Genomic DNA, 21,336 nt, shown 5'->3' on the forward strand with positions numbered 1-21,336 from the left:
TTTGGTTAAACGCTCATGCAGATGTATTTCATTTCCAGATAGTCTTCGATCCCGTGGTGGCTGCCTTCGCGGCCTAGGCCTGATTGTTTGACACCACCAAAGGGGGCTACCTCGGTTGATATGATGCCTGTGTTGACGCCTACGATGCCGTATTCCAATGCCTCTGCGACTTTGTAAACGCGGCTGAGGTCGTTGGCGTAGAAATAGCTGGCCAGACCAAAGATGGTGTCATTGGCCATGGCGATCACGTCATCAACGTCATCAAATTTGAACAGGGGCGCAAGCGGACCAAAGGTTTCTTCTTGGGCGACTTTCATGTCCTGTGTCACACCTGTCATGATGGTCGGAGCGAGGAAGTTGCCGTCCATGGCGCCATTCGCACCCAACACGATTTCCGCGCCTTTGGCTTTTGCGTCGTCGATGTGCTCTTTGACCTTACTGCCAGCCTCTGGGGTGATCAACGGCCCTAGATCAACACCTGCTTCAAACCCATCACCGACCTTCATTTTTTCAACAGCAGCGGTCAGCTTTTTGGCGAAGGCGTCATAAACTCCCGACTGCACATAGATGCGGTTTGCGCAGACACACGTCTGGCCGTTGTTGCGGAACTTGCACAGGATGGCGCCTTCGACGGCGGCATCCAGATCGGCGTCATCAAACACGATAAATGGCGCGTTGCCGCCCAATTCCATCGAACACTTCATGACCTGATCAGCGGCTTGCTTCATCAGGATGCGGCCAACTTCGGTAGAACCGGTAAAGGTCAGTTTGCGTACGGCAGGGTTTTCGCAGAACTCTTTGCCGATCGCAGAGGAGGAGCTGGACGGCACCACGTTGAAAACGCCAGCGGGGATGCCCGCGCGTTCGGCCAACACCCCCATGACGATCGCGCTGAGCGGCGTTTCTGCAGCAGGGCGAGCAACAAAGGAACAGCCAGCGGCCAAGGCCGGTGCCGCCTTGCGTGTGATCATCGCGTTGGGGAAGTTCCAGGGAGTGATCGAAGCCGCCACACCGATGGGTTGCTTTAGGACTGTAATGCGCTTGTCACGCTGGTGACCTGGAATGGTTTCGCCATAGATGCGTTTGGCTTCTTCACCAAAGAATTCGATAAAGGACGCGCCATAAGCGATTTCACCCTTTGCTTCGGCAAGGGGTTTGCCCTGCTCAGCGGTCAGGATCATGCCTAAATCGTCTTGGTTTGCCATCATCAGGTCGAACCATTTGCGCAGAACACCAGCGCGTTCTTTACCTGTCCAGCTTGCCCATTCTTTCTGTGCAGCTTCGGCTTGCGCAATGGCGCCAGCGACCTGAGCGCGACTCAGATCAGCGACTTTTGCAACGATATCGCCGCGCGACGGGTTGGTGACGTCGAATGTGCCGTCTTCCCCGTCGATCCATTTTCCGCCAACATAAGCACGTGTTTCCAATAGGCTAGGGTCAGCTAGCATTGATTTTAGATCGGTCGTCAAAGCAGTCATTGCGCATTCTCCTTGAATTCTTACTGGCAGGGAAATCAACTCTGGATATGATTGTCCAGTTCGCTTTGAAAGGAACCACGGGATGAAATTCGACGATGCTTATGCAAACGGGGCCTATATCGACGGGGCAGATGCCTATCCAGACCGTTGGGAAGAGGCGGCTTTAGCCTTTCGTGAAAAACTGGGCGCTCGGGCGCAGCTAGGTGTTTCATATGGGCCATCGGCGCGCCAAACATTCGATTTCTTTCAACCGTCGGGCGTCGGGCGCGGAACCATGGTTTTTGTGCATGGTGGATATTGGAAAGCATTTGATAAATCTTCTTGGTCACATCTTGCGGCGGGGGCTTTGGCACGCGGATGGGCCGTTGCGATCCCAAGCTATGATTTATGCCCTGATGTGCGTATCGCCGATATAACGCGCCAAATCGCCGCTGCGGTAAGTAAGATTGCTGATCGAACATTTGGCCCGATGGCTTTGGCAGGGCATTCCGCGGGCGGGCATTTGGTATGCCGGATGACTGATCCGTTGATCCTGCCATCGGAAATCAGAGGGCGGATAAAACAGATTGTATCAATCTCTCCTGTCGCCGATTTGGAACCTTTGATGCAAACCACCATGAACGAGGATCTATATATTGATGCGGCAGAAGCAATTGCAGAAAGCCCCGTGAACATGCAGCCCCCCCATGGGTTGGATTTGACGATATGGGTTGGTGCAGATGAGCGCCCCGCGTTTTTGGAGCAATCTGAAAAATTGGCGCGAAGCTGGGGTGCAAAACGTGTGGCCGAAGAGGGGAAGCACCATTTTGATGTGATTGATTCATTAGCAGACCCAGATAGCCCGATGACCAAGGCGCTGTTGGGGTTAAAGTAGCACTATTTAACCGAGGTCATTTCGTGGCGGGGCTGTTCAGGCTTCACATTGTGGCGGTGTTTTGCAAAACTTCCCTCATAGAATGAATGCAGGGGATGTAAATTCAGTTTACATTGCCTATATATGTGAAAATAATTGATTATACGGAGTTTTTAATGGCTAATCTCGATGCGCAGGTCCGCGAATCTCAGGCTCAGGTGGCCGAAGCACAAGGCAAAATTGCTGAGCTGACGAGCAGGATTGAAACAGCACGTGCCAAGCTGAAATCGGGCGAGGCGGCTGAAATTGATATCGAAAACGCCTCCCTTGAAGATGTGCACGCCCACACTGAGGTGATGAACGCCAATATTGCCGAACTGATTATGGGGCTCGACGATGTTACTGCGGGCTTTTCCCGAGATTTTGACGAGATGCGCTCAAAGACCGGATGGGAAAGCATTATCGGCATTTTCTCTTCTGCAAAGTCTGACAGCATGCGCCAAGAGCGCGTTCGCTCGGCCTCGATCGACGACAAGTTGCAGGATCTGATCGCAAAGTCGGATACAATTGTTCAGCTTCTTGAAGGGCAGCTTGCCGTTTTGGAAGAGCAGAAAACCAAGGTTGAAGGCAATTTGGTCGAAACTCTGGATGACCGCGAAATGACTGTGGCCGAGCTGGAAGCGTTGCGCAACGATATTGCTGGCATGGACCCAGAGATCATCAAGCTGGAAAATGCCATTGCCTCGGAAACGGATGCGGCAAAGCGTACGGCGTTGGAAACGCAATTGGCCGAGGCAAACAGCCGCTACAATGCGATGGTTCAGGAAGAGCAGGTAAAGCTTGCGAAATCCCAGACGTTGGAACGCTACATCGACAAAGGTAAAACTTGGGTAGACAGTTTGCAGAACCAAGCGGCGACCCAGATGGTGCTGATCAACAAATTGCAGACCGACACCAAACAGCGTGTCGTTCTGTACGATGCGTTGACCAAATCCCTAAAAACCGCGCAGCAACAGGATGTCGCGCACCGGATTAACGAGATCGGTGTAAAGACAGACCAAGAGGCGCAATCAGCGATGGCGGGTATTGGCTCTGCTACCAATGCGCGTATGGCTGAAATGATGGAAAAGCACGAAGATCACATGGTGTTTGCCCGCGACGTGTTAGAGCAGAAAGCCAAAGCAGACGAACGTTTTGCGCGCCGTTTCCAAAAGATCATCGAAAAGCACGACAGCAATGCGTATGGCGAATGATCCCGATGGCAAAACACCTGAAGTTGCCATAACCAAAACCACAAGGCGTTGGTTTAACTGGTCTTTGGTTTTTGATCTAATTCTGGTGATCCCACGTGAAATTATAGGTTGGGTAAGTCGATGACGGACCCAACCGCCGATCATTACGGCCTAAAAGATACTTTCGCCAGCCGCCGTTACTTTGCCAAGTTTCAAGGCATCATGCAGCATATGCTGCGTGTTGCAGGTGTGATGGAGGCCGAAGGTAAACTGTCGCGTGACGAGGTGAATATCCTCGCAAGCTATGCGGTAAAACTGACCTATACATTCAAAGCGCTGAGTTGGAAGTACCTCTTGGTTGGGCGCGAAACAGGGCGCTTTTTCGGCTCTCTTATGATTGACGGCCGCGATAGTGGTTTTCCCGTCACCGAAGAATTGATGACCATGGCGAATGATGCACAACAGGCCAAGGTACATCTTTCGACAATGCCATCGGTTGAGGTGCACAAGGATCGTATGGTCCAGACCATCCTAAGCGAGCAAAAGCTGCCGACAAAACTCCAGTTTAGTCTCTCACAAAGGCTCTATTACGAGGAATTACTGAGGGGCGATCTGTTTTGGGTCCGCAATGATGCGCAGATCGAATGGATCGGTGAAAAGGATGGCCGTCGAAGCTATCGCATCCATTGGGCGACTTATGACAGCCAAGTGAACCTGCCAGTTATCTACATCATGGAGGTTGAGGATTCAGGCCGCGAAGCCTTGCCTCGCGATACGCGCAGATGGCCCGAAGTGCAGGCCCACCTCAGTGCGCAGGCGCTGGGCGGACTGAAGTTGGTGACCATCGCCCGTGGCTTTGACGAAGACTTTGACGACCTGCACCCCAAACGCCTGCGCAGATTCCATTTGGGGCCAATGTATAGCCATGCGTATACCCGTCAAAACGGGCCGCTGCGCGATGTGCTGGCCGAGGCAAAAGCGCCCGAGGGCGATGATTGGGCGATGGTCTGGACCGAAGAAGATTTGCTGTCTGATAGCGTGATCCATGAAAAGTCAGGCTGGTTTTCAAAGGTCGAACGTCAGATTTTTGCGCTCGACCCAATGGGCGGGCAAATGCCCGACATGGGCGCGACAAGAACCGAGCGTAGCATCATCTTGCCCCAGCGCCCTTATCAAGTCCTCGAAGAACACAATCCGCCGGGGTTTGCCGGTGTGCGCAAATTTGTTGTGAACAACGCGGGGCGCGTATTGCAATATTAGGCCTCGTATTTCCGAGCGTCAGATTTTTAGCCCAATGGCATTTTAGAATTTTGGAGAATTTATCATGAGCCAAACATCAGATCAGATGGAACTCCGCGAAGAAGACATCGCCAAACACATCAGCATGGCACAGTCACTGATCGAAGGGTTCGATCATGCGCCGCGCATTGGTAAATCGGCTGATGAACCCACACCCGAGCGTTCATCGGGCGTTGGTACGCGTCGGCGTTTTCGGTCAACCACGCCAGGGTTGGTGACACAGCGGCGCACGGCCTCTGGCGCTGTTCAGTTGATCGCGCGGGTTGAGGGGGCTGACGATGACGATGCGTTGATGTCGCCGCTGCAATCTACAGTGCTTCACGCGCTGCGTCGCGCGATTGCCATTGCATTGGCCGTGGCCGAAAACTTTGCCGAGCAGTCCAGCCTTGGCGATCTCAAACGCGCTAACCTCGAAGGGTCTCTTCCTGCGGCGCGCAAGGCCGAATTTTCCGAGCTGTTGGCGGCAGAGGCGCTTGTCACGCTATATGTCTTTGGCAATGCGACCGCCTATCTGTTGTCGTCCCACCTGACCGAAGCCACCGTTGAGGTTGGCGAGGTCGAAGAGGTGCTGACCGATAACGGCCAGACCGCGCTGCACGGCGCGCTGTGGGAGCTGGATCAGGACATCGCCGCTCATGCCCAAGATGACCCGCGCCTTGTCGCCACGGTTAGCGCCTTTGCCGAAATGTTGATGGAAAAGGTCGCCCTTCGCGCCGCCTCTGCCCCGCGGCTAGAGGCGTTTTCGGCGGCCGCATGGCACGTCGAGGCGGATGATTTCACTGTGCGCGGGTTTAGCCCCGCGTCCAAGGCAAAGTCATCCAAGCTGACCATGACCTTCAAAAAACCGAATGAGGTTGTCGGCAACCACATCGCAAAATATCAGGCGATGAAGCTGGCCAAAATGCTGATGGCCTATGACTTTGACCGCCGCTTGAACCCGTTTGCAGAACTTGGAGGGTTCATCTTTACCTTCATGGGGGATGGCGCACCGGGGACGGGTAAAACCACCCTGATCCAGATGATGGCGGGGCTGATTTCCGATTATTGCGGCAACGTGGATTACCCGTTCCGCTATCAAAACCTGAGCACCGATAACATCGACAGCTATCAGGGGAAATCGGGCCAGAACGCCAAGGCATTTATCAACAACGTGATTGATCCTTCGGTCATTGGCTTTGGCACGATCGACGATATCGACCAGCTGGCGGGTAAGCGGGGTGATCGCCAATCCAGCGCGGGCCAGTTGGAAATCACCGCTGTGCTGATGGAGAGCTTTGCAGGCGCGAACACCGTTGTGCGCGGGAATTGCACCTTTGGCATGTTCTCGAACTATCCCGAAAACGTGGATGATGCGCTGCGCCAACGGGCGGGTGCGCGTTTCCTTGTGGATGGTCCGCAAACACGTGATGATTATGTCGATATCCTTTATCTGCTGATGGGCAAAAACCACGATATCCCGCTGGGCGATCACGAGGTGTTTGAGGCGCAGGCAATCAAGAAAGCAGTCGCCGCATCGTTTGAAGGCCACTCAAAACCGCATGAAGCAGGGCTGCTCACCGTTTATGACGCCGTGCGCGAAAAGGTCGGAGAGCTGGATACAATCAACAAGCTGGGCACCTACCTAAAAGGCATCCAAGAGGCCGACCCAAGGTTCACTGGACGCGCGATTAAAAACATCACCGACGCGGTAAAAGTCCGCGCGATGGATTTTGAACTGCCCGATGAATGGATGGAACAACCCGACCTGTTCCTGTTCAAAAACTACGATGAAAAGAAAGCAATGATCGAAGACATGCGCCAGCCGATCACGGTGGACATGGTCGTGCAAGAGATCAACCGCTACGCGGATTCCGAATTCCGCTATGCCGATAAATCGGATGAGGTGGCGATTGAAAACATGGTGCGGGATATGGGCCGGAGTGTTGAGGCGAAGAAGCGATTTTTAGGAGAAGATGGATGACGCTATATGTGATGATCGCGGTGGCATTGGCCGTGGGAATTTTCCTGCCGTTGCGGTGGCACCTGTGGGGGTTTCTGGCCGCGAGTGCCGCTCTCTTTATTGCGCAGGCGGGGGTTAGTACCGCAGGGGGCTATGAAGGGCTGCCGTTTGCGGAGACGCTGGTGTTTTTTAATGAATCATGGGCGTCTTATGTGGGGTATAATTTGCAACTCACCTACCGTGCATTTGCCCTGCCGTTGTTTGCCTTGGCGGTGCCGTTTGTGTTCCGTTTGGGCCGGTCGTGAGAGCGTTGGGTCGGATGGAAAGTGGGAGCGGTATTTGGAGGGTAGGAGATGAGTAGAACCTTCGAAATTGGAGAGAGTGGTTTCCCTGATTTAGCGGGCATGATGCTGATCACAATTCAGGCCTTAAAAGAAATGGGTGGCTCGGCTGCTATTTCTGAATTGGATGAAAAGGTTGCTGAGTTAGAAGGGTGCTCTGAAGAGGAGCAATCCTATATGATGTCGGACGGGAACAGTCCTCGGTTGAACTATTATTTGGCGTGGTCCCGAACTTATCTAAAAAAAGGGGGAGCATTAGAAAACTCAACAAAAGGAGTTTGGTCGCTAACCAGCGCTGGTTCTAATGTTACTTCGTACCAAAAATCCAAACACCTTTATGATCTTGTTCTAGCAGATGAGCGAGAGAAGGCCCGTGAAAAACGGCAAGCAAAGAATAAGAGCCTAGCTTTAGAAAAAGTTGTTGTCCCACAAGATGTTTCGGAGTCTAAAAATACACCCGATCGTCCATCTGAGCTGACTTGGGATGAAGTGCTACTGTCCGTGCTGCGTAAAATGGACCCAAGTGCCTTTGAAAGGCTTGCTCAACGGCTTCTAAGGGAGGCTGGTTTTACAAAGGTTGAAGTGCGTGGAAAATCAGGGGACGGAGGCATTGACGGCGTCGGAGTTCTTCGGGTTAATCTGGTATCGTTCCAAGTATATTTCCAATGTAAACGGTACAAAGGTGGCGTTGCTGCAGGGGAAATTCGGGATTTTCGGGGGGCAATGCAAGGGCGGGCGGATAAAGGGTTGTTTATTACAACAGGCCATTACACTGCCCAAGCTCGTGACGAGGCTACTCGGGATGGTGCTACGGCGTTGGACTTGATTGATGGTCCGCGGCTTTGTGAGCTTTTGAAGGAAAATGGACTAGGTGTTTCGACGAAGATGGTTGAACAGGTCCATATTGATACATCATGGTTTGAGGGTATTTAGATGAACCGCCTCATCCGCGCCGGCCTGATGTTCGGCAACCTCTTTCATGTCCACTCGCCCGCGCTGGTCGAGCGGTATAACCGCGCGCTGCATCATCTGACGGGGCAGCGGACGAAGCTCTCTGATTTCTACGTCGATATCTCTGGCTATTCGCCCGAGGTCGGGGATGAGTTGGGCGATCCGCTGTATCTCAACCACAAGGGCGTGAACCGTCAGTTTATCTTGCTGAGTGTGGATCAGCGTACGGCGCCGCTGCTCAATACGCAGTTCTCGACCTCCAAGGCGATTTTGCAGGAGTTCATCGCGGAAAACGAGGCGGCGCTGTTTGCCCTCACGGCCAAGGATGCCGTCGCGGGAGAGCTGGTGAACTCGGTCTATGATGTGTCTGACCCCAAGCGCCTGTTTGATATTCGCCGCATCACGATTGACGCCGACACCACAGGCGGCACCGTCAAAGACGCATCCAAACTGGCCGAGATGGTGGACCAGTTTCGCGATACCGATGACGGGTGGTACGATGATGTGCTCATCGCCGAGATGATCTCGCTTGCGGGTAAGACGGGGGATGTTGTGCGCAATCCGGTCAAGCTCAAATCCATGAGCTTTGATCAGCGCAATTTCTGGACGGCGCATTTTGGCGGGCTCTATGTGTTTCAGGATGTCGAGCACCCCGCCGTGATCGCCAGTGAAAGCAAAGAAGACCTTGGCGATATTCCGATGGAGTATGTGTTCGACACCTCCCAACGTAACCGCATCGCCCAGTTCTTTCGCCTGAACGGGTTGACCGAAACCATCCTAGAGGCGCGGGGGATTAAATCGGCTGCGATCCTGCGGCAAAAGTTGGACTTTGTCCTGATTGACGCGGTGGCGGGGCAGGGCGCTGATCTGAGCGACCTGAGCCGTGGTGATCTGCGCCGCCTTGCGCGCCAGCATGCGGATAAACTACCGCCCGAATTCCACACGCTGGGGCAGTTGGTGAATTGGGCCGAAAATGGCGGTGCTTTTCCCAGCATCGACAGCGATGATCCGGTGTATTTCTATACGCTGCGCGCCGCCGATACGCCGGATGCCGAGCTGGTGAATATGCTGCTGGCGCAGCTTGCGCCAAAGGACATCCGCCAGCTGTTTATCTGCCACAAAGACCTGTTCTATGAGACTTATGCAGGCTGGCCCGAGGCCAAAAAGGCCTATGTTGCTGATTTTCTTGAGCGCGAGTATCAGGTGGACAAGGCGGGGGTGCGTGACGCACTATTTGGTCATGAACCCGCGTTAGAGGCACCACCGCTGCCACGTAAACGCAAAAAACCACCCCCCGTGCCGGACCGCATCGCGGCAGTTGGCCCTTGGGGCGCTGTGAAGAGGAGATAGGCCGATGTTCGCACTTGCCCGATTGATGGTTGTCGGATTCATCGTGCTGTCGGTGATCTATGTCTGCCTGTCGCTCTATTCCCGCGCGGTGCGCAAAGGTAAGCTGCGTGCCGAATGGCATGAGGGACCACAGGACCAGACATTGGAAGAGTTTTTGGACGAGGGGCTGGAGGACTATGACCAATCCTTGCGCCGAAAATTGATCCTGTCTGTCTATGTTATTCCGGTGATCCTTGTGTCAGTGATCATCTATCTTACAAATTTTAGTTAAAAGGGTTCCACATGTTTGGTCTTATCCGTTGGGTGTTTTGGATTACGGTTTGGGTGCTGATCGCAGCGACCTTCCACTATACGCTCCCGCAAGTTGACATCGTTCGGGTTACGGACACCTATGAAAAACGTGTCGACCCAGGTGAGAACTCGATGTTTTGGGCGCAGGCTGATGTTGGGTCTGATGGGACGGTCGCGAACCGCGATGTGTTTTTTATCCAGACGCGCCGCGTTAAGGGCGATGTGATGGTCTACCGCAATGAAGACACGGGTTGGGGATGGCCGCCGTATTTTAAATTCGACACGTCCAACCTGCAGGCTGAGGCGGGGGATTTGAAATCAACCGAGGAAGAGCCCCGTTATGTCGCGATCAAACACTACGGCTGGCGCAATGAGTTCCTGACAATTTTCCCGAATGCGATCAGCGTAAAGCCTGTGGATGGGCCTGATGCGTCCAAAGGTATCCCGTGGCTGAACATCTTTATCATCACCATCTTCTTGACGGTGGTTTATGGGATCTGGGTGCGCTGGCGTCGGTTCCGCATTGCGCGGATCGATCCGACCATGGAAGCGATCGAAGATGATCTGGCCGATGCGTCGGGTGCTGTTTCCAGCTGGCTAGGATCGTGGCGTAAAAAGAGCTAGGGCCGCCCCAGCTCTTTTTCGTTGTTAGATAAAGGTGTCAGCCCTTGGGCTGCACCATACGGCCCATACGTTCGCCGCCAAGGATGTGAACGTGCAAATGCGGCACTTCCTGAACGCCGTGTTCGCCTGCATTGCTGATCAGGCGAAAGCCGTCATTTGCATCTAGGGATACACCCTCAAGGCGGCAAACTTCGCCAACGGCGCGGGTGAAATCGACGATCTCGGCATCTGATGCGGCCGCTGCAAAGTGGTCATAGCTAATGTATGGCCCTTTCGGGATCACCAAGACATGAACAGATGCCTGCGGATAAAGGTCGCGAAAAGCGAGCGAATGCTCGGTCTCTAACACGGTGGTGTTGGGGATTTCGCCGCGCAGAATTTTGGCAAAGATATTTTGGTCGTCGTAGGCGTAGTCCAAAGGGAGACTCCTTAGTCGGAAAAAAGATAATCTGTGTTGGTGATTTCGAGGGCTTTGTCACCCGCGATACCTAGAAACTTCACCAGCTCATCAGCGTTTTCCTCGGAAGAAGCGGATTCACGGATGCGGCAATGGTTTTCAAACTGCGCATCCCGAATGGCGTCGCTTTCGAAAACCATGTCATTGCGAATGGTGGGTAGAAGACGGTCCAATGTTTCTTGGGAAGTTTGCTCACCCGCTAGGCCAACACGCATTGCATGGCCGACAAGGTAGTCATCGGTAAAGCTGCAATCAATTTCCAGAATACGCGTCACTGAGCGATCCGACGAAAAATCTTCCAGCAGATCCAGATTGCTGGGGTCCATGCAGACGATCAGGCGGTCGGTTTCAAAATAGTCGAACAGCATACGCATCAACGCACGGCGGTGCCGTGTGCGTTTGCCAATGGTTTTTTCGATACCGCCAAGGGCGGGCAGCTGGGCGTCTTCTTCGTTAAAGACATATTCGATTGCCGGCACATTTGTGGTCTGCCTGATCCGTTCCAATACGCGCTTTGCCACGTGCCATTTCTTGCAAACGACAATGAGCAGCTCGCGCTCACGGCCCAGTGTGCTTTCGGTTTCCCAGAACCGCGTCGCAAAACGGCGGCCGATCCGACCACGACCAGTAAGGAAACGGAACAGGCTGCGACCTTCGTTACTGATTTGGAAATGCACACCTTGGGCCGCGTATAGCAGCCCTAGACGACGTTTGAGGTCAGACGCATCTGGGCTGATTTTGCGGGCGAATAAATAGTCCTGACTGAGTAATAGATCGTAGTGATCGTTATAAAACGTCACTGGCATTCCATAGTCAGTGAACATCAAAAACGTCAGGGTGCGGCCCCTAATCTGGTCTTCGGGGACGAGGTGGCGAACCAAGGTCTGGAAGAATGTTTCGTCCGGAATCCATGTCGTGCGGAAAAACCGGATGACATCACGGCGCTTTTTGCAAAAATCCAGAATCCATTCGATGGTTTGGCGTCTTAGGCACCACCATTGGCTACCAATCTGAATTTGCAGATCGGCAGGGATCTCACGCGTGAGGCCCAGCTTTTTCTGAAGATTGAACATGCCGTAAAAGAGTTTCTTTTGCGTCCGTTCATTGAACCAGTGTCTGTATATCAGGCGTTCTTCTTTCCAGCCAGTTTTGATCCAGTCACTTTCGAAATAGTCAAAGCTTTCGACGAAGTCCGCGTCATTATTATCGAGGAATTTATGCGTGTATTCGGCAGATTTAATGGCCATGCAGTCACCTGACAGCATGTAAAAATGGGTCGCTCGCGGGAATGCTTCGACGGCGGATTCAACAGCATGCAAGGTCGCCTGAACCAGCGACCATTCACCCCACCCGCAGCGAATGCGTTTTGCGGCAAAGGTAACATTTGGGTTGTCATCAAGTGCGTCGCGAATGGCCTTGTACTGCGCAGGGTCCGCGCTGGCATCAAAGTGGATCGCCATATAGTCGCCGACAGCCGTCAACCGCTCAGCCTGTTTGATGATGGCGTCGGGGTCTTTGTGACACAGGAGTATGTAGGCGATTTTTGCCATTCAGGAACTATTCACCGTATATTTGCTCGATTGTTTACATAGATAATGGTGAACACTCATTGAATAAACAGCAAATATTTGCTTTTGTAGATGAAAAGCTGCCCCCAGAGGTAGTATGAGCAGTATGAGCAGGAGTTTAGCGGCATGGGTTTTCCGGGAACTTGGATGACCGAAAGTGAGAGCGTTGTGTACAGGGTTGTCCCAAAGTGCGCATGTTCGACCATCGGGCAAATCATGTATTATTCTGATCATGGTGAGTTTTTTGATGGTGACATCCATGATGCAAAGGGCGGAATGCACAAATGGGCCCTCGACGAAAGCCAAGAGCCGATTTCGCGAAATGTGCAAAACCACCAATCGTTTGCGTTCACTTGTGTGCGAAATCCTTACACGCGGATCCTGAGTTCGTTTTTTGATAAAATTTGCGGCATCCAGCGTAACGGGCGCCGTTACCGTGGCAATTTGGTCCCGCTTTTGGTTCAGAAATACGGGATCGAAGTCGGCGGTGACGACGGTAAACAAGAGTTTGACCAGATCGCCAGCTTTCGCCGGTTTTTGTTGTTTGCGCGTGATACCATCCGCTGGCGCCGCCCCATGGACCCCGATATTCACTGGTCTGGGATGTCAGGGCACGTCAGCACGTTTATCGTGAATGGTGGCCGCTATGACAAAATTATTTGGACCGAGGCATTCAATGACGGCATGCAAGACGTTCTTCAATCGGTGGAAACACCGCATGCAATCGACCTAGCCAAGATTCCCCGCTTTAACGAAAGCGAAGGCCACGGGCCAAAACGCGCGCATCCAGTCGAAGACTATTTCGACGATCTTTCGATGCATCTGGTTTATGAAATCTACAAGCGGGACTTTAACCTGTTTAAGTATGATTTCGAGAACCCCGGGAATAAAATGCCGATTGGTGAGATCGACCTTGATGAGGTTCACGCCAAGCTGGGTGATTGATCCTTGGGGTTGGTTTCCAGCGTATTCTGAAAGGCCTTTGATATGTCCTATGTGTTTGCCGCTCCACCTCAGGCTAGTTTAGCTGTTCAGGGTGAAGAGGCCCGTTTCCCAGTGCGCAGGATTTTCTGTGTTGGGCGCAACTATGAGGCCCACGCCCGCGAGATGGGGAATGACCCAGATCGCGAACCGCCGTTCTTTTTCACAAAACCAGCTGATGCTGCCTGTGACACGCCGTGCACTCTTCCATACCCTCCGCTGACCAATGATCTGCATCACGAGATTGAACTGGTCATTGCGATTGGAAAGGGCGGGGCAAACATCGCGGTTGATGATGTTGCGAACCACATATGGGGGGCATCTGTGGGGATCGACCTAACGCGCCGTGATCTTCAGGCTGACGCAAAGAAAACGCGGCGGCCATGGGATTGGGCAAAGGCATTTGACTATTCAGCGCCCATCGCCCCGATCAAGCCGATCAAGGACGTGCCGAGCCTGACAAAAGGCCGCATATGGCTGGCCGTAAACGGTGAGGTTCGCCAAGACGGTGACATTGCTGATTTGATCTGGTCCGTATCCGAACATATCGCCACGTTGAGCGAGAGCGTAACCTTGGCTGCTGGTGATTTGATTATGACCGGCACACCTGCCGGTGTTGGCGCTGTTGTGACGGGCGATGTGATCACCGGAGGTGTTGAGGGGATTGCAGAGCTTGAGGTCACGATAGGCCCGCGCGCCTAGCAAAACCTCTGACTTTCTAGTCAAAGGTTTTGCGGCTGGGCTTTTTCACCACAAGATTACTCTAGGCTGGGTGGGTTGCCCCATTGGTTGGCGTGCGCTTGTGTTTGTCCGCAGAAGAAAACAATCAACACGATCCAGCCAATAATTGGGATGCAAACCAACAGGTACCACCACCCAACGCGGCCAGTATCGTGCAAGCGGCGGATCGCTACTGCAGTCGTGGGCAAAACCGTTGCCAAAGAGAATATCAGCCCGATTGGCCCGCTATCCCCAAAACCGATCATCGTATCCAATATGGCTGTGCCAATGCTTAAGATGAGTGACCAAAGGGTCCACCACCAAAACTGAGACCGTGTTGAGCGGGTTTTGAAATCTACGTATCGGGCAAAGCCATCCTTCAAGGCACCTAGAAAGGTATTGGCATCGGGCCTTGCAGGATCAACGGTATCGCTGATGGGGGCGTTAGGGGGCATTGCGCTGGCGTTTTGGTTGTTGTTTGCACGACCGAATGGCAACCAATCCTCCATGCCTTCCTGCCAGACCAACGTGTCTCGACGGATTGTGCCAACAGTTACCAGTTGATCAAATTCTTCTTGGCTGACTGGGCCGTGCGAGGTCCCCTCAACCGCATAATACCATTCGTTACTCATGATCGATCTATCCCTTAATTCAATATCCTAATCCTAGACCCCGTTATCAATTGGGGCAACGGTTTCAGCGAAGCTGATTGGCCAGAGTGTTTGCTGCGCGTTCGCGTGCTTCTTCTGCAAGGCGGGGGAGGCCGGTTTTTGAATAGACCTCGCCCAATTGCAGGTTCAGGGGCACCCCATCGGGGTCATAGGCGCGTCGCATTTCCAATACCTGTTGGGCCATAGATGCGCGGCCGTCTTGGATTAGCGCATCAAGGTGTATCTGTTCGAATAGGTCGCGTTGGGCGTGGCTGCCTCCGCATTCTGACATCCGAGGCAGGGCGCGCGACATTTTGGTGATGGCCGTGTCCCAATCGTTTTTTGCATGCGCCATGATGGCCTCAGCGGCGGGCAGGGCCACGTCACGCCACGCGATAAAATCATGTTGGGTGTCATCATTTGCGCGATCTTGAATGGCTTTCATCAAAAGGTCGGTTTTGGGGTGGTTCGTGCGGGCCAGCGCATAAAGGTATTGCAAGGTGAGAAAGGCATTTACGGTATCCGCACCGCGCTGGGCGATGTGTTCCGCAACATCCGCCCAACGGTCCTCAACGTCGACACCGGCAAATTCCATCCGCGCCAACAAAGAGGCCGCGCCAACCTGATCTTGGGCCATGTCCTTTTCCAGCCCCCAGACGTTCGTATCATAAGTGCGGCGCACATCTTCATGACGCCCGAGGCTGAGGTAAAACAATGCAAGGTGCCACCAGTTATGGCTGCGCATAAAGCTATTCAGATCGGCCCAAGTGTCAGAGACGCTCTCTAGAAACGTGACACCTTCTTGCACCCGCCCCTGTGTGAGCATGACATGCGCAATCGCATGGTGTGCCCAAGCATCGTCATGCTGCAATGTCATGGCCTGACGGGCGGATTCTTCGGCGCGATCCAGTAGGTGGCATTGCTCATAACCAAAGGCAATCATGCCGTGGGTATAGGCAATGTCTTGCGCCTCGGGGAGGGATTTCAGGGCGACCCGTAGCATGCCCGTTGCATCGCCTAGATTGAAATAATGACACTGCGCCAGCTTGAGGACCGCCATGTCGCGGGGATAATCATTCAAAATCTTTTCGCAAATGTCCAAAAGCGCCGGAATTTCCCCACGCGTCCACGCCGCCGCCGCATCGATGATGAGCGCCTCGCGTTGGGTCACGGTTTCGCGGGCGGCTTGGGCGCGGGCCAAATAGGGGGCAGCCTTTTGCGGGGCGATGGGGGCTTCCAAAAACATCCATAACAGGGCCGCATAGGCATTTGCTAATGCGCAGTCAGGATCGGCATCAGCAGCCGCCAGAATGTTTGCGGCCTTGGGTTGGTAGCTGAGAAAGCCGTGAATAAAGTCATTGATCCCTTCTAGCGTCCTTGGGTTTTCGACACTCACGCCAAGGCCATAAAGATCGGTTGTCATTTGTTGGCTCCCTCGTGCTGCGTGATGAAACGTTTCACATGCTTTGCGACCTCGTCTGCTGCGTCCCAATGGATGGAATGCCCCGCGTTTTCGATAGAATGGAATGCCGTCCCGCCAAGCGTTGGCTGGGCGAGTTCATAGGGTAGCAAAAGGTCATCCTTTGCCAACAGAGCTTGAGTTGGGCAGGGGATGCTTGCCGCGAGTTCGGGGGTGTATCCGTCTAGCGCGTCAATTTGATGGGCCATGGCATCACTTGATTGGGCAAACGGATAGGCCAGTGAAGCCGCCGCCGCTTGTTCGACGGCGCCCGCAATTTCGTAGAGCGCGGGAGAGAACAGCCAAGGGAAAAGCGCGTTCAGCCACGCGTCAGGGGCCGCATCACTACGCCGGATTGCCAGCAATGCTTTGAACAGGGCAACGTTTCTTTCCAATCTCAACGGGGCCGAAGCGGCAAGGGTTAGTGTTTTCACTGCACTGGGGTGTTTACAGGCAAGCCGCATGCCGATCATCCCCCCTAGTGAATGACCCAAGACATGGGCAGGCCCGACTTCCAGATGCTTTAGCAGCGCGGCGCAGTCGCTTGCGAATAGATCAACAGATGCAGGAGCGTCCCAAGGCGTGGTGCGACCAGTGGTTCGGTTATCAGGGCAGATTAGGGTGAAATGTGGCTCTAACAAGGGGATTAGGGGTGCCCAGCTGGCGCTGTCACTCATCATCCCTGCGATCATCAACAGGGGTGGCCCCGCGCCAGAGATCTCGTAATAGAGGGAAAGGGTATCGCGTTCAAAGATCGGCATTGGCGGTTTTCCAACAAGGCATGATGTCTCCGTCCTGCGGTGTGGCCGCATAGACAGCGCGCGCAATTGCGCGGCTAAGGCATAGGGCGGCGGCGTGCCCTGTTAACAGCACATCAGCGGGTTCTTTTTCAGCCGTCGAAAGAGCAAAAACCAAATCGCCGTCATGTGGCGTATGGGCGGGAACACAAGCGCGCCCAATGCCGTCATGGGCGGCCGTGGCAACGCGGTGGCACTCTGCCTTTGTCAGGGCGGCGTCGGTGGCAACGATGGCAATGGTTGTGTTTGACCGTGCGACCATCGCCTGTTGTTTGCGGCTTTCCAATGTGAGGCCAAGCCCCCCATTTGGATCAGGGCCAATGCCGCCAAATTCGTCGCCCATCTCGAAGGGGGCTGCATAGAAATGCCGATCCCCTGGTGTGGTAACAGCGCCAACTGGATTTGCCGCGACCAATGCCGCAACCATGCTTCCATCGGGAAGTTGCAGTGAGGCAGTTCCTAAACCGCCCTTTAACATAGCCGTGAGCGCCCCTGTTCCTGCGCCAACTGTGCCAATTTCGAATTCAAACTGTGCCGCATCATATGCAGCGCGGCCAAGCGCGCGGTAGGGGTTCTCGCTCCAACCTTTGTCACCACCGTTCAGCAGATCAAACAGGATCGCGCCGGGGACAAGCGGGATTTGCGCGGGGCCAATAGAAAACCCGCGCCCGTGCGCGCGCAGGCCATCAACAACGCCGGAACAGGCATCTAGCCCAAAGGCAGAACCGCCAGACAGCACCAGCGCATCCACCGCCGCAACGGATTTGTCCGGCGCAAGTAGGTCGGTTTCACGGGTTCCCGGCGCCCCGCCCATGACAACAGAGGAGGCGACAAACGGTTCATCTGCAACAATGACGGTTGTGCCCGTTTTGATCGCATGGTCCTGCGCGTTCCCCACACGCAGCCCTTTGATGTCTGTTATGCTGTTGGTTGGGCCTGTTTTCATGGTCGTTGGCCTTTCAGTTCCGGAAGCACGGGGGCCGCATCGATAAGTGTTTGGGTGTAACTATGTTGCGGGTTTGAAAACACGGTCTCGGTCTCTCCCTGCTCGACGATCTCGCCTGATTTCATCACCAGAACACGATCGGTGATCGTGCGCACCACGCTAAGGTCGTGGGAGATGAAAAGATAGCTCAGCGCGTAGGACTCGCAAAGCTCTACCAGCAGATCGAGGATTTGCGCCCGAACCGATACATCAAGGGCGCTAACGGCTTCGTCGAATAGGATTAGCTCTGGTCGGATAATCAGCGCCCGCGCGATGGCGATACGCTGTCGCTGACCGCCCGAAAACTCGTGAATGAATTTGTTTGCATCAGATGGAGAAAGGCCAACAGCCACCAGCGCCTCATCAATGGCTTTCTGGCGTTGCGCACCCATGGGCGGGCTATCAAGCAGGTGGAAAGGCTCGGTTATTTGGCGCCCTACGCGGTGGCGCGGATTAAAGCTGCCAAAGGGGTCTTGGAAGACAACTTGAATGCGGCGTCGAACATCCAGATTGGGTTTGTTGCCGGTGAAAACCGGTTCGCCACCCAAAAGGATACTGCCGCTTTGAACGGGATCAAGCCCCAGCAACGCGCGTGTAAGCGTAGATTTCCCACAGCCGCTTTCCCCAACCAGACCCAAGCGCTCCCCATGATTGAGCGTAAAGCTGACGTTGTTCACTGCGCGAAACGACCCTGGTTTGCCAAACAACGTTTTTCGCGGTGTGGTGTATTCTCGGATGACATTTGTGACGTTTAACAAGGCAGAGGATGGCCCGCCCGCTGGCAATTGCACGGTGTGAGAAGAGGCCGCGAACAGCATTTTCGTATAGTCGTGCTGCATATTATCTAGCAAATCGCGGGTCGGGCCTTGCTCGACGATTTCGCCATTTCTCATGACGATGATGCGGTCGGCCATTTCGGCAACAACGGCCAGATCATGGGTGATCATCATCAGGCCCATACCGTCTTCGCGTGCAAGTTTGGTAAGCAGGGCCAAAATCTGGGCCTGTGTCGTCACATCTAGGGCTGTTGTGGGTTCGTCGGCTATCAACAGGCGCGGGCGAAGCGCGATGGCCATGGCGATCACAACCCGCTGTCGCTGCCCACCAGAGAGTTCATGCGGAAACCGCGAGAGCGGAAATCTGGATTGGGGGAGCCCCACCCGTTCCAATGTTTCTGCTGCGCGCTCCATGGCGTCCACCTTGGAAACGGCTTCATGAATGCGGATGGTTTCGGCAACCTGATCCCCGATTGTTTTCACAGGATTGAGCGCGGTCATGGGTTCCTGAAACACCATGCCAACGTCATTGCCCCGCAGGTCACAAAGCTGCGGCTCACTCAGGGATGTTACGTCTTTATCGCCTAACAGAATTTTGCCGCTGGTCTGTGCGCCAGTAGGTAGCAGCTGCATCGCGGCTAGTGCGGTCATTGATTTGCCTGACCCGCTTTCACCCGTGATCGCAACAATTTCACCGCTCGCGATGTCAAAGGTGACATCGTGCAGGATGTCGAATTGGTGAATCGACAGGCTCAGGTTCTGAACAGAAAGCAGGGTCATGTACGGCTCACCCTTAGGCGGGGATCGAGGTAATCGCGCAACCCGTCCCCCATTAGGTTGAGGCCTAGCACCGTCAGGATGATCGCAAAACCGGGCATTAGGGCCATATGGGGCGCAAAGCTGACCATGGTTTGCGCATCGGCCAGCATCCGCCCCCATGACGGGATCGGGGGTTGAGCACCAAGGCCGACATAGCTTAGGCCAGCTTCGGCGAGAATCCCCAAGCTGAACTGAATGGTGCCCTGCACGATCAGCAGATTGGTGATGTTGGGGAGGATGTGTTCGATTGAAATGCGGGTGGCGGATTTCCCAGCAACACGGGCAGCGAGGATAAATTCGCGCTCCCAAAGGGACAGGGCGGCGCCTCTGGTAATGCGTGCAAAGACGGGGATGTTGAAAATCCCGATGGCGATGATGGCATTGATGGCACCTGCGCCAAAGACAGCGGTGATCAGGATCGCGATGACGAGGCTAGGGAAGGCAAAGACCAGATCATTGCCGCGCATAATCACCTCATCAATCAAGCTACCACGCCGCGCCGCAGCCCACAGACCCAGCGGAATACCAAGCCCCATGCCGATGCCCACAGCAACCAAAGCGACTGCAATGGATGTTCTGGCACCGACCATGATTAGGCTTAGGATATCGCGGCCGAAATGATCAGTGCCCAGAAGATGGGTGAGGTTCGGCGATTGCAGCTTTGACGGGATGTTCAGCGCGGTGTGATCAAAGGGCGTCCAAACAAAGGAAATGATCGCGGCCAGCAGGAAAACGGCGGTTAACGTGCCGCCTAAAATTAGATTACGGATCATGTGCGCGACCTTAGTCTTGGGTCAACGACAGCATAGGCCAGATCGACCGTGAAATTCACAAAGATCACGGCAAAGACCAGCAGCATGGTTACGCTTTCCACAACGATCAGATCCCGGGCAGAGATAGATTGAAAAATGAGCCGCCCAAGTCCGGGCAGGTAAAAGACCTGTTCAATGATAATCGCACCCGCGAGAAGGAAGGAGAACTGCAAGCCGATGATCGTCAGCACAGGGATCATGGCATTGCGCAACCCGTGCCGCCAAAGGGCCTGACGCGCGTTAAGGCCTTTTGCACGGGCGGTGCGCATGAAATCTTCGCCCAAAACATCCAACAAAGATGATCGCATCACCCGCGCAAGGATTGCCGCCTGTGGCAGGGCAAGAGCAATAGCAGGTAACGTGAGGGAGTGGAGTCCAGTGAATAGGCCCTCATCCCAACCGACAAACCCACCTGCCGAAAACCATCGCAGGTTAATGGCAAATAGCAGCACCAGCATCATTGCGAACCAGAAATTGGGAATAGCCACCCCCAGTTGGGTCGCCCCCATCACGCCAATATCGCCTGCCTTACCGCGACGCGACGCAGCGAAAATACCTGCTGGAAAGGCAATGAGGGTCGATAGGGTAAGCGCGTAAATTGCCAGCGGTAAAGAAACCCAAAGCCTTTGAGCAATCATATCTGCGACAGGGGTTCGGTAGGTGTAGGAGGTCCCGAAATCTCCGGCCAGCATGCCGCTGACCCAGCTAAAGTAGCGTTGCAGTTTTGATTGATCGAGTCCCAGCTCACTGCGCAGAGCTGCCAATGTTTCCGGTTGCGCGTTTAGGCCCAACATAAACGATGCCGGATCACCCGGAGCGATTTCGATCACTGCAAAAATCACCAGCGACGCAACCGCGAGGCTGATCACCAATGATAGCAATCGTTTGAGTGTATAGCGCAACATTGAAGGAAGCGTAGGCCGTCAATCTGCGGTGGTCCAGTGTGATTTAAGA

Annotated in this window: 21 protein-coding genes; 11 read left to right on the top strand and 10 right to left on the bottom strand. The window is 54.2% G+C overall.

The window, feature by feature from the left end; all coding sequences use genetic code 11:
• Nucleotides 1-5: 5 nt before the first annotated feature.
• Complete coding sequence (locus tag Z948_RS0108855) at nucleotides 6-1,478, bottom strand: NAD-dependent succinate-semialdehyde dehydrogenase (protein ID WP_025059207.1); 1,473 nt, start codon at nucleotides 1,476-1,478, stop codon at nucleotides 6-8.
• Nucleotides 1,479-1,560: 82 nt separating this feature from the next.
• On the opposite strand from Z948_RS0108855, the gene Z948_RS0108860 reads away from it, so the two are divergent.
• The 9 genes from Z948_RS0108860 (at nucleotide 1,561) to Z948_RS0108905 (ending at nucleotide 10,358) form a co-directional block, all read left to right on the top strand.
• Nucleotides 1,561-2,352 (top strand): alpha/beta hydrolase, encoded by a 792-nt coding sequence (locus tag Z948_RS0108860; RefSeq protein ID WP_025059208.1) that lies wholly within the window; start codon nucleotides 1,561-1,563, stop codon nucleotides 2,350-2,352.
• Between the two features lie 155 nt (nucleotides 2,353-2,507).
• Complete coding sequence (locus Z948_RS0108865; RefSeq protein WP_025059209.1) at nucleotides 2,508-3,584, top strand: coiled-coil domain-containing protein; 1,077 nt, start codon at nucleotides 2,508-2,510, stop codon at nucleotides 3,582-3,584.
• Between the two features lie 120 nt (nucleotides 3,585-3,704).
• Nucleotides 3,705-4,823 (top strand): hypothetical protein, encoded by a 1,119-nt coding sequence (locus Z948_RS0108875; RefSeq protein ID WP_025059210.1) that lies wholly within the window; start codon nucleotides 3,705-3,707, stop codon nucleotides 4,821-4,823.
• 64 nt (nucleotides 4,824-4,887) lie between these two features.
• Complete coding sequence (locus Z948_RS0108880; RefSeq protein ID WP_025059211.1) at nucleotides 4,888-6,822, top strand: AAA family ATPase; 1,935 nt, start codon at nucleotides 4,888-4,890, stop codon at nucleotides 6,820-6,822.
• Entirely contained in the window at nucleotides 6,819-7,106 is a 288-nt protein-coding gene (locus Z948_RS0108885; RefSeq protein ID WP_025059212.1) for a hypothetical protein, read from the top strand. The genes Z948_RS0108880 and Z948_RS0108885 overlap by 4 nt, the downstream gene beginning before the upstream one ends.
• A gap of 48 nt (nucleotides 7,107-7,154) precedes the next feature.
• Entirely contained in the window at nucleotides 7,155-8,075 is a 921-nt protein-coding gene (locus Z948_RS0108890; protein WP_025059213.1) for a restriction endonuclease, read from the top strand.
• On the top strand, nucleotides 8,076-9,443 hold the full coding sequence (locus tag Z948_RS0108895; RefSeq protein WP_025059214.1) for a DUF6638 family protein: 1,368 nt from the start codon (nucleotides 8,076-8,078) through the stop codon (nucleotides 9,441-9,443).
• A gap of 4 nt (nucleotides 9,444-9,447) precedes the next feature.
• Complete coding sequence (locus Z948_RS0108900; protein WP_025059215.1) at nucleotides 9,448-9,714, top strand: hypothetical protein; 267 nt, start codon at nucleotides 9,448-9,450, stop codon at nucleotides 9,712-9,714.
• Nucleotides 9,715-9,725: 11 nt separating this feature from the next.
• The gene (locus Z948_RS0108905; RefSeq protein ID WP_025059216.1) at nucleotides 9,726-10,358 is read left to right on the top strand and encodes a DUF1523 family protein; all 633 of its coding nucleotides are present in this window, start codon (nucleotides 9,726-9,728) and stop codon (nucleotides 10,356-10,358) included.
• 37 nt (nucleotides 10,359-10,395) lie between these two features.
• On the opposite strand, the gene Z948_RS0108910 is transcribed toward Z948_RS0108905, so the two are convergent.
• On the bottom strand, nucleotides 10,396-10,776 hold the full coding sequence (locus Z948_RS0108910; protein ID WP_025059217.1) for an HIT domain-containing protein: 381 nt from the start codon (nucleotides 10,774-10,776) through the stop codon (nucleotides 10,396-10,398).
• Nucleotides 10,777-10,787: 11 nt separating this feature from the next.
• A complete protein-coding gene (locus Z948_RS0108915) occupies nucleotides 10,788-12,365 on the bottom strand; it encodes a DUF5928 domain-containing protein (protein WP_025059218.1) in 1,578 nt (525 codons plus the stop codon).
• 144 nt (nucleotides 12,366-12,509) lie between these two features.
• Here Z948_RS0108915 and Z948_RS0108920 point away from each other — a divergent pair, with 144 nt between their 5' ends.
• Nucleotides 12,510-13,328, top strand: coding sequence for a sulfotransferase family protein (locus tag Z948_RS0108920; RefSeq protein ID WP_025059219.1), 819 nt, complete (start codon nucleotides 12,510-12,512; stop codon nucleotides 13,326-13,328).
• A 42-nt stretch (nucleotides 13,329-13,370) separates the two neighbouring features.
• Entirely contained in the window at nucleotides 13,371-14,066 is a 696-nt protein-coding gene (locus tag Z948_RS0108925; protein ID WP_025059220.1) for a fumarylacetoacetate hydrolase family protein, read from the top strand.
• Nucleotides 14,067-14,122: 56 nt separating this feature from the next.
• Here the strand turns inward: Z948_RS0108925 and Z948_RS18735 are convergent, their stop codons facing one another.
• From Z948_RS18735 to Z948_RS0108960, 7 genes are all read right to left on the bottom strand, one after another.
• Nucleotides 14,123-14,716, bottom strand: coding sequence for a DUF805 domain-containing protein (locus tag Z948_RS18735; RefSeq protein WP_025059221.1), 594 nt, complete (start codon nucleotides 14,714-14,716; stop codon nucleotides 14,123-14,125).
• Between the two features lie 64 nt (nucleotides 14,717-14,780).
• Nucleotides 14,781-16,157 carry a tetratricopeptide repeat protein gene (locus Z948_RS0108935; protein WP_025059222.1) on the bottom strand — a complete coding sequence of 459 codons (1,377 nt, stop codon included), beginning with the start codon at nucleotides 16,155-16,157 and terminating at the stop codon, nucleotides 14,781-14,783.
• The gene (locus Z948_RS0108940; RefSeq protein ID WP_025059223.1) at nucleotides 16,154-16,954 is read right to left on the bottom strand and encodes an alpha/beta fold hydrolase; all 801 of its coding nucleotides are present in this window, start codon (nucleotides 16,952-16,954) and stop codon (nucleotides 16,154-16,156) included. Before Z948_RS0108940 ends, Z948_RS0108935 begins: the two co-directional genes overlap by 4 nt.
• A complete protein-coding gene (locus tag Z948_RS0108945) occupies nucleotides 16,941-17,936 on the bottom strand; it encodes a P1 family peptidase (protein WP_025059224.1) in 996 nt (331 codons plus the stop codon). Before Z948_RS0108945 ends, Z948_RS0108940 begins: the two co-directional genes overlap by 14 nt.
• Nucleotides 17,933-19,531: an ABC transporter ATP-binding protein gene (locus Z948_RS0108950; RefSeq protein ID WP_025059225.1), complete on the bottom strand. Its 1,599-nt coding sequence runs from the start codon at nucleotides 19,529-19,531 to the stop codon at nucleotides 17,933-17,935. The genes Z948_RS0108945 and Z948_RS0108950 overlap by 4 nt, the downstream gene beginning before the upstream one ends.
• A complete protein-coding gene (locus Z948_RS0108955; protein WP_025059226.1) occupies nucleotides 19,528-20,343 on the bottom strand; it encodes an ABC transporter permease in 816 nt (271 codons plus the stop codon). Before Z948_RS0108955 ends, Z948_RS0108950 begins: the two co-directional genes overlap by 4 nt.
• Nucleotides 20,340-21,287 (bottom strand): ABC transporter permease, encoded by a 948-nt coding sequence (locus Z948_RS0108960; protein WP_025059227.1) that lies wholly within the window; start codon nucleotides 21,285-21,287, stop codon nucleotides 20,340-20,342. Before Z948_RS0108960 ends, Z948_RS0108955 begins: the two co-directional genes overlap by 4 nt.
• Between the last annotated feature and the right edge of the window lie 49 nt (nucleotides 21,288-21,336).

Source organism: Sulfitobacter donghicola DSW-25 = KCTC 12864 = JCM 14565 (genome assembly GCF_000622405.1).
Taxonomy (GTDB): domain Bacteria; phylum Pseudomonadota; class Alphaproteobacteria; order Rhodobacterales; family Rhodobacteraceae; genus Sulfitobacter; species Sulfitobacter donghicola.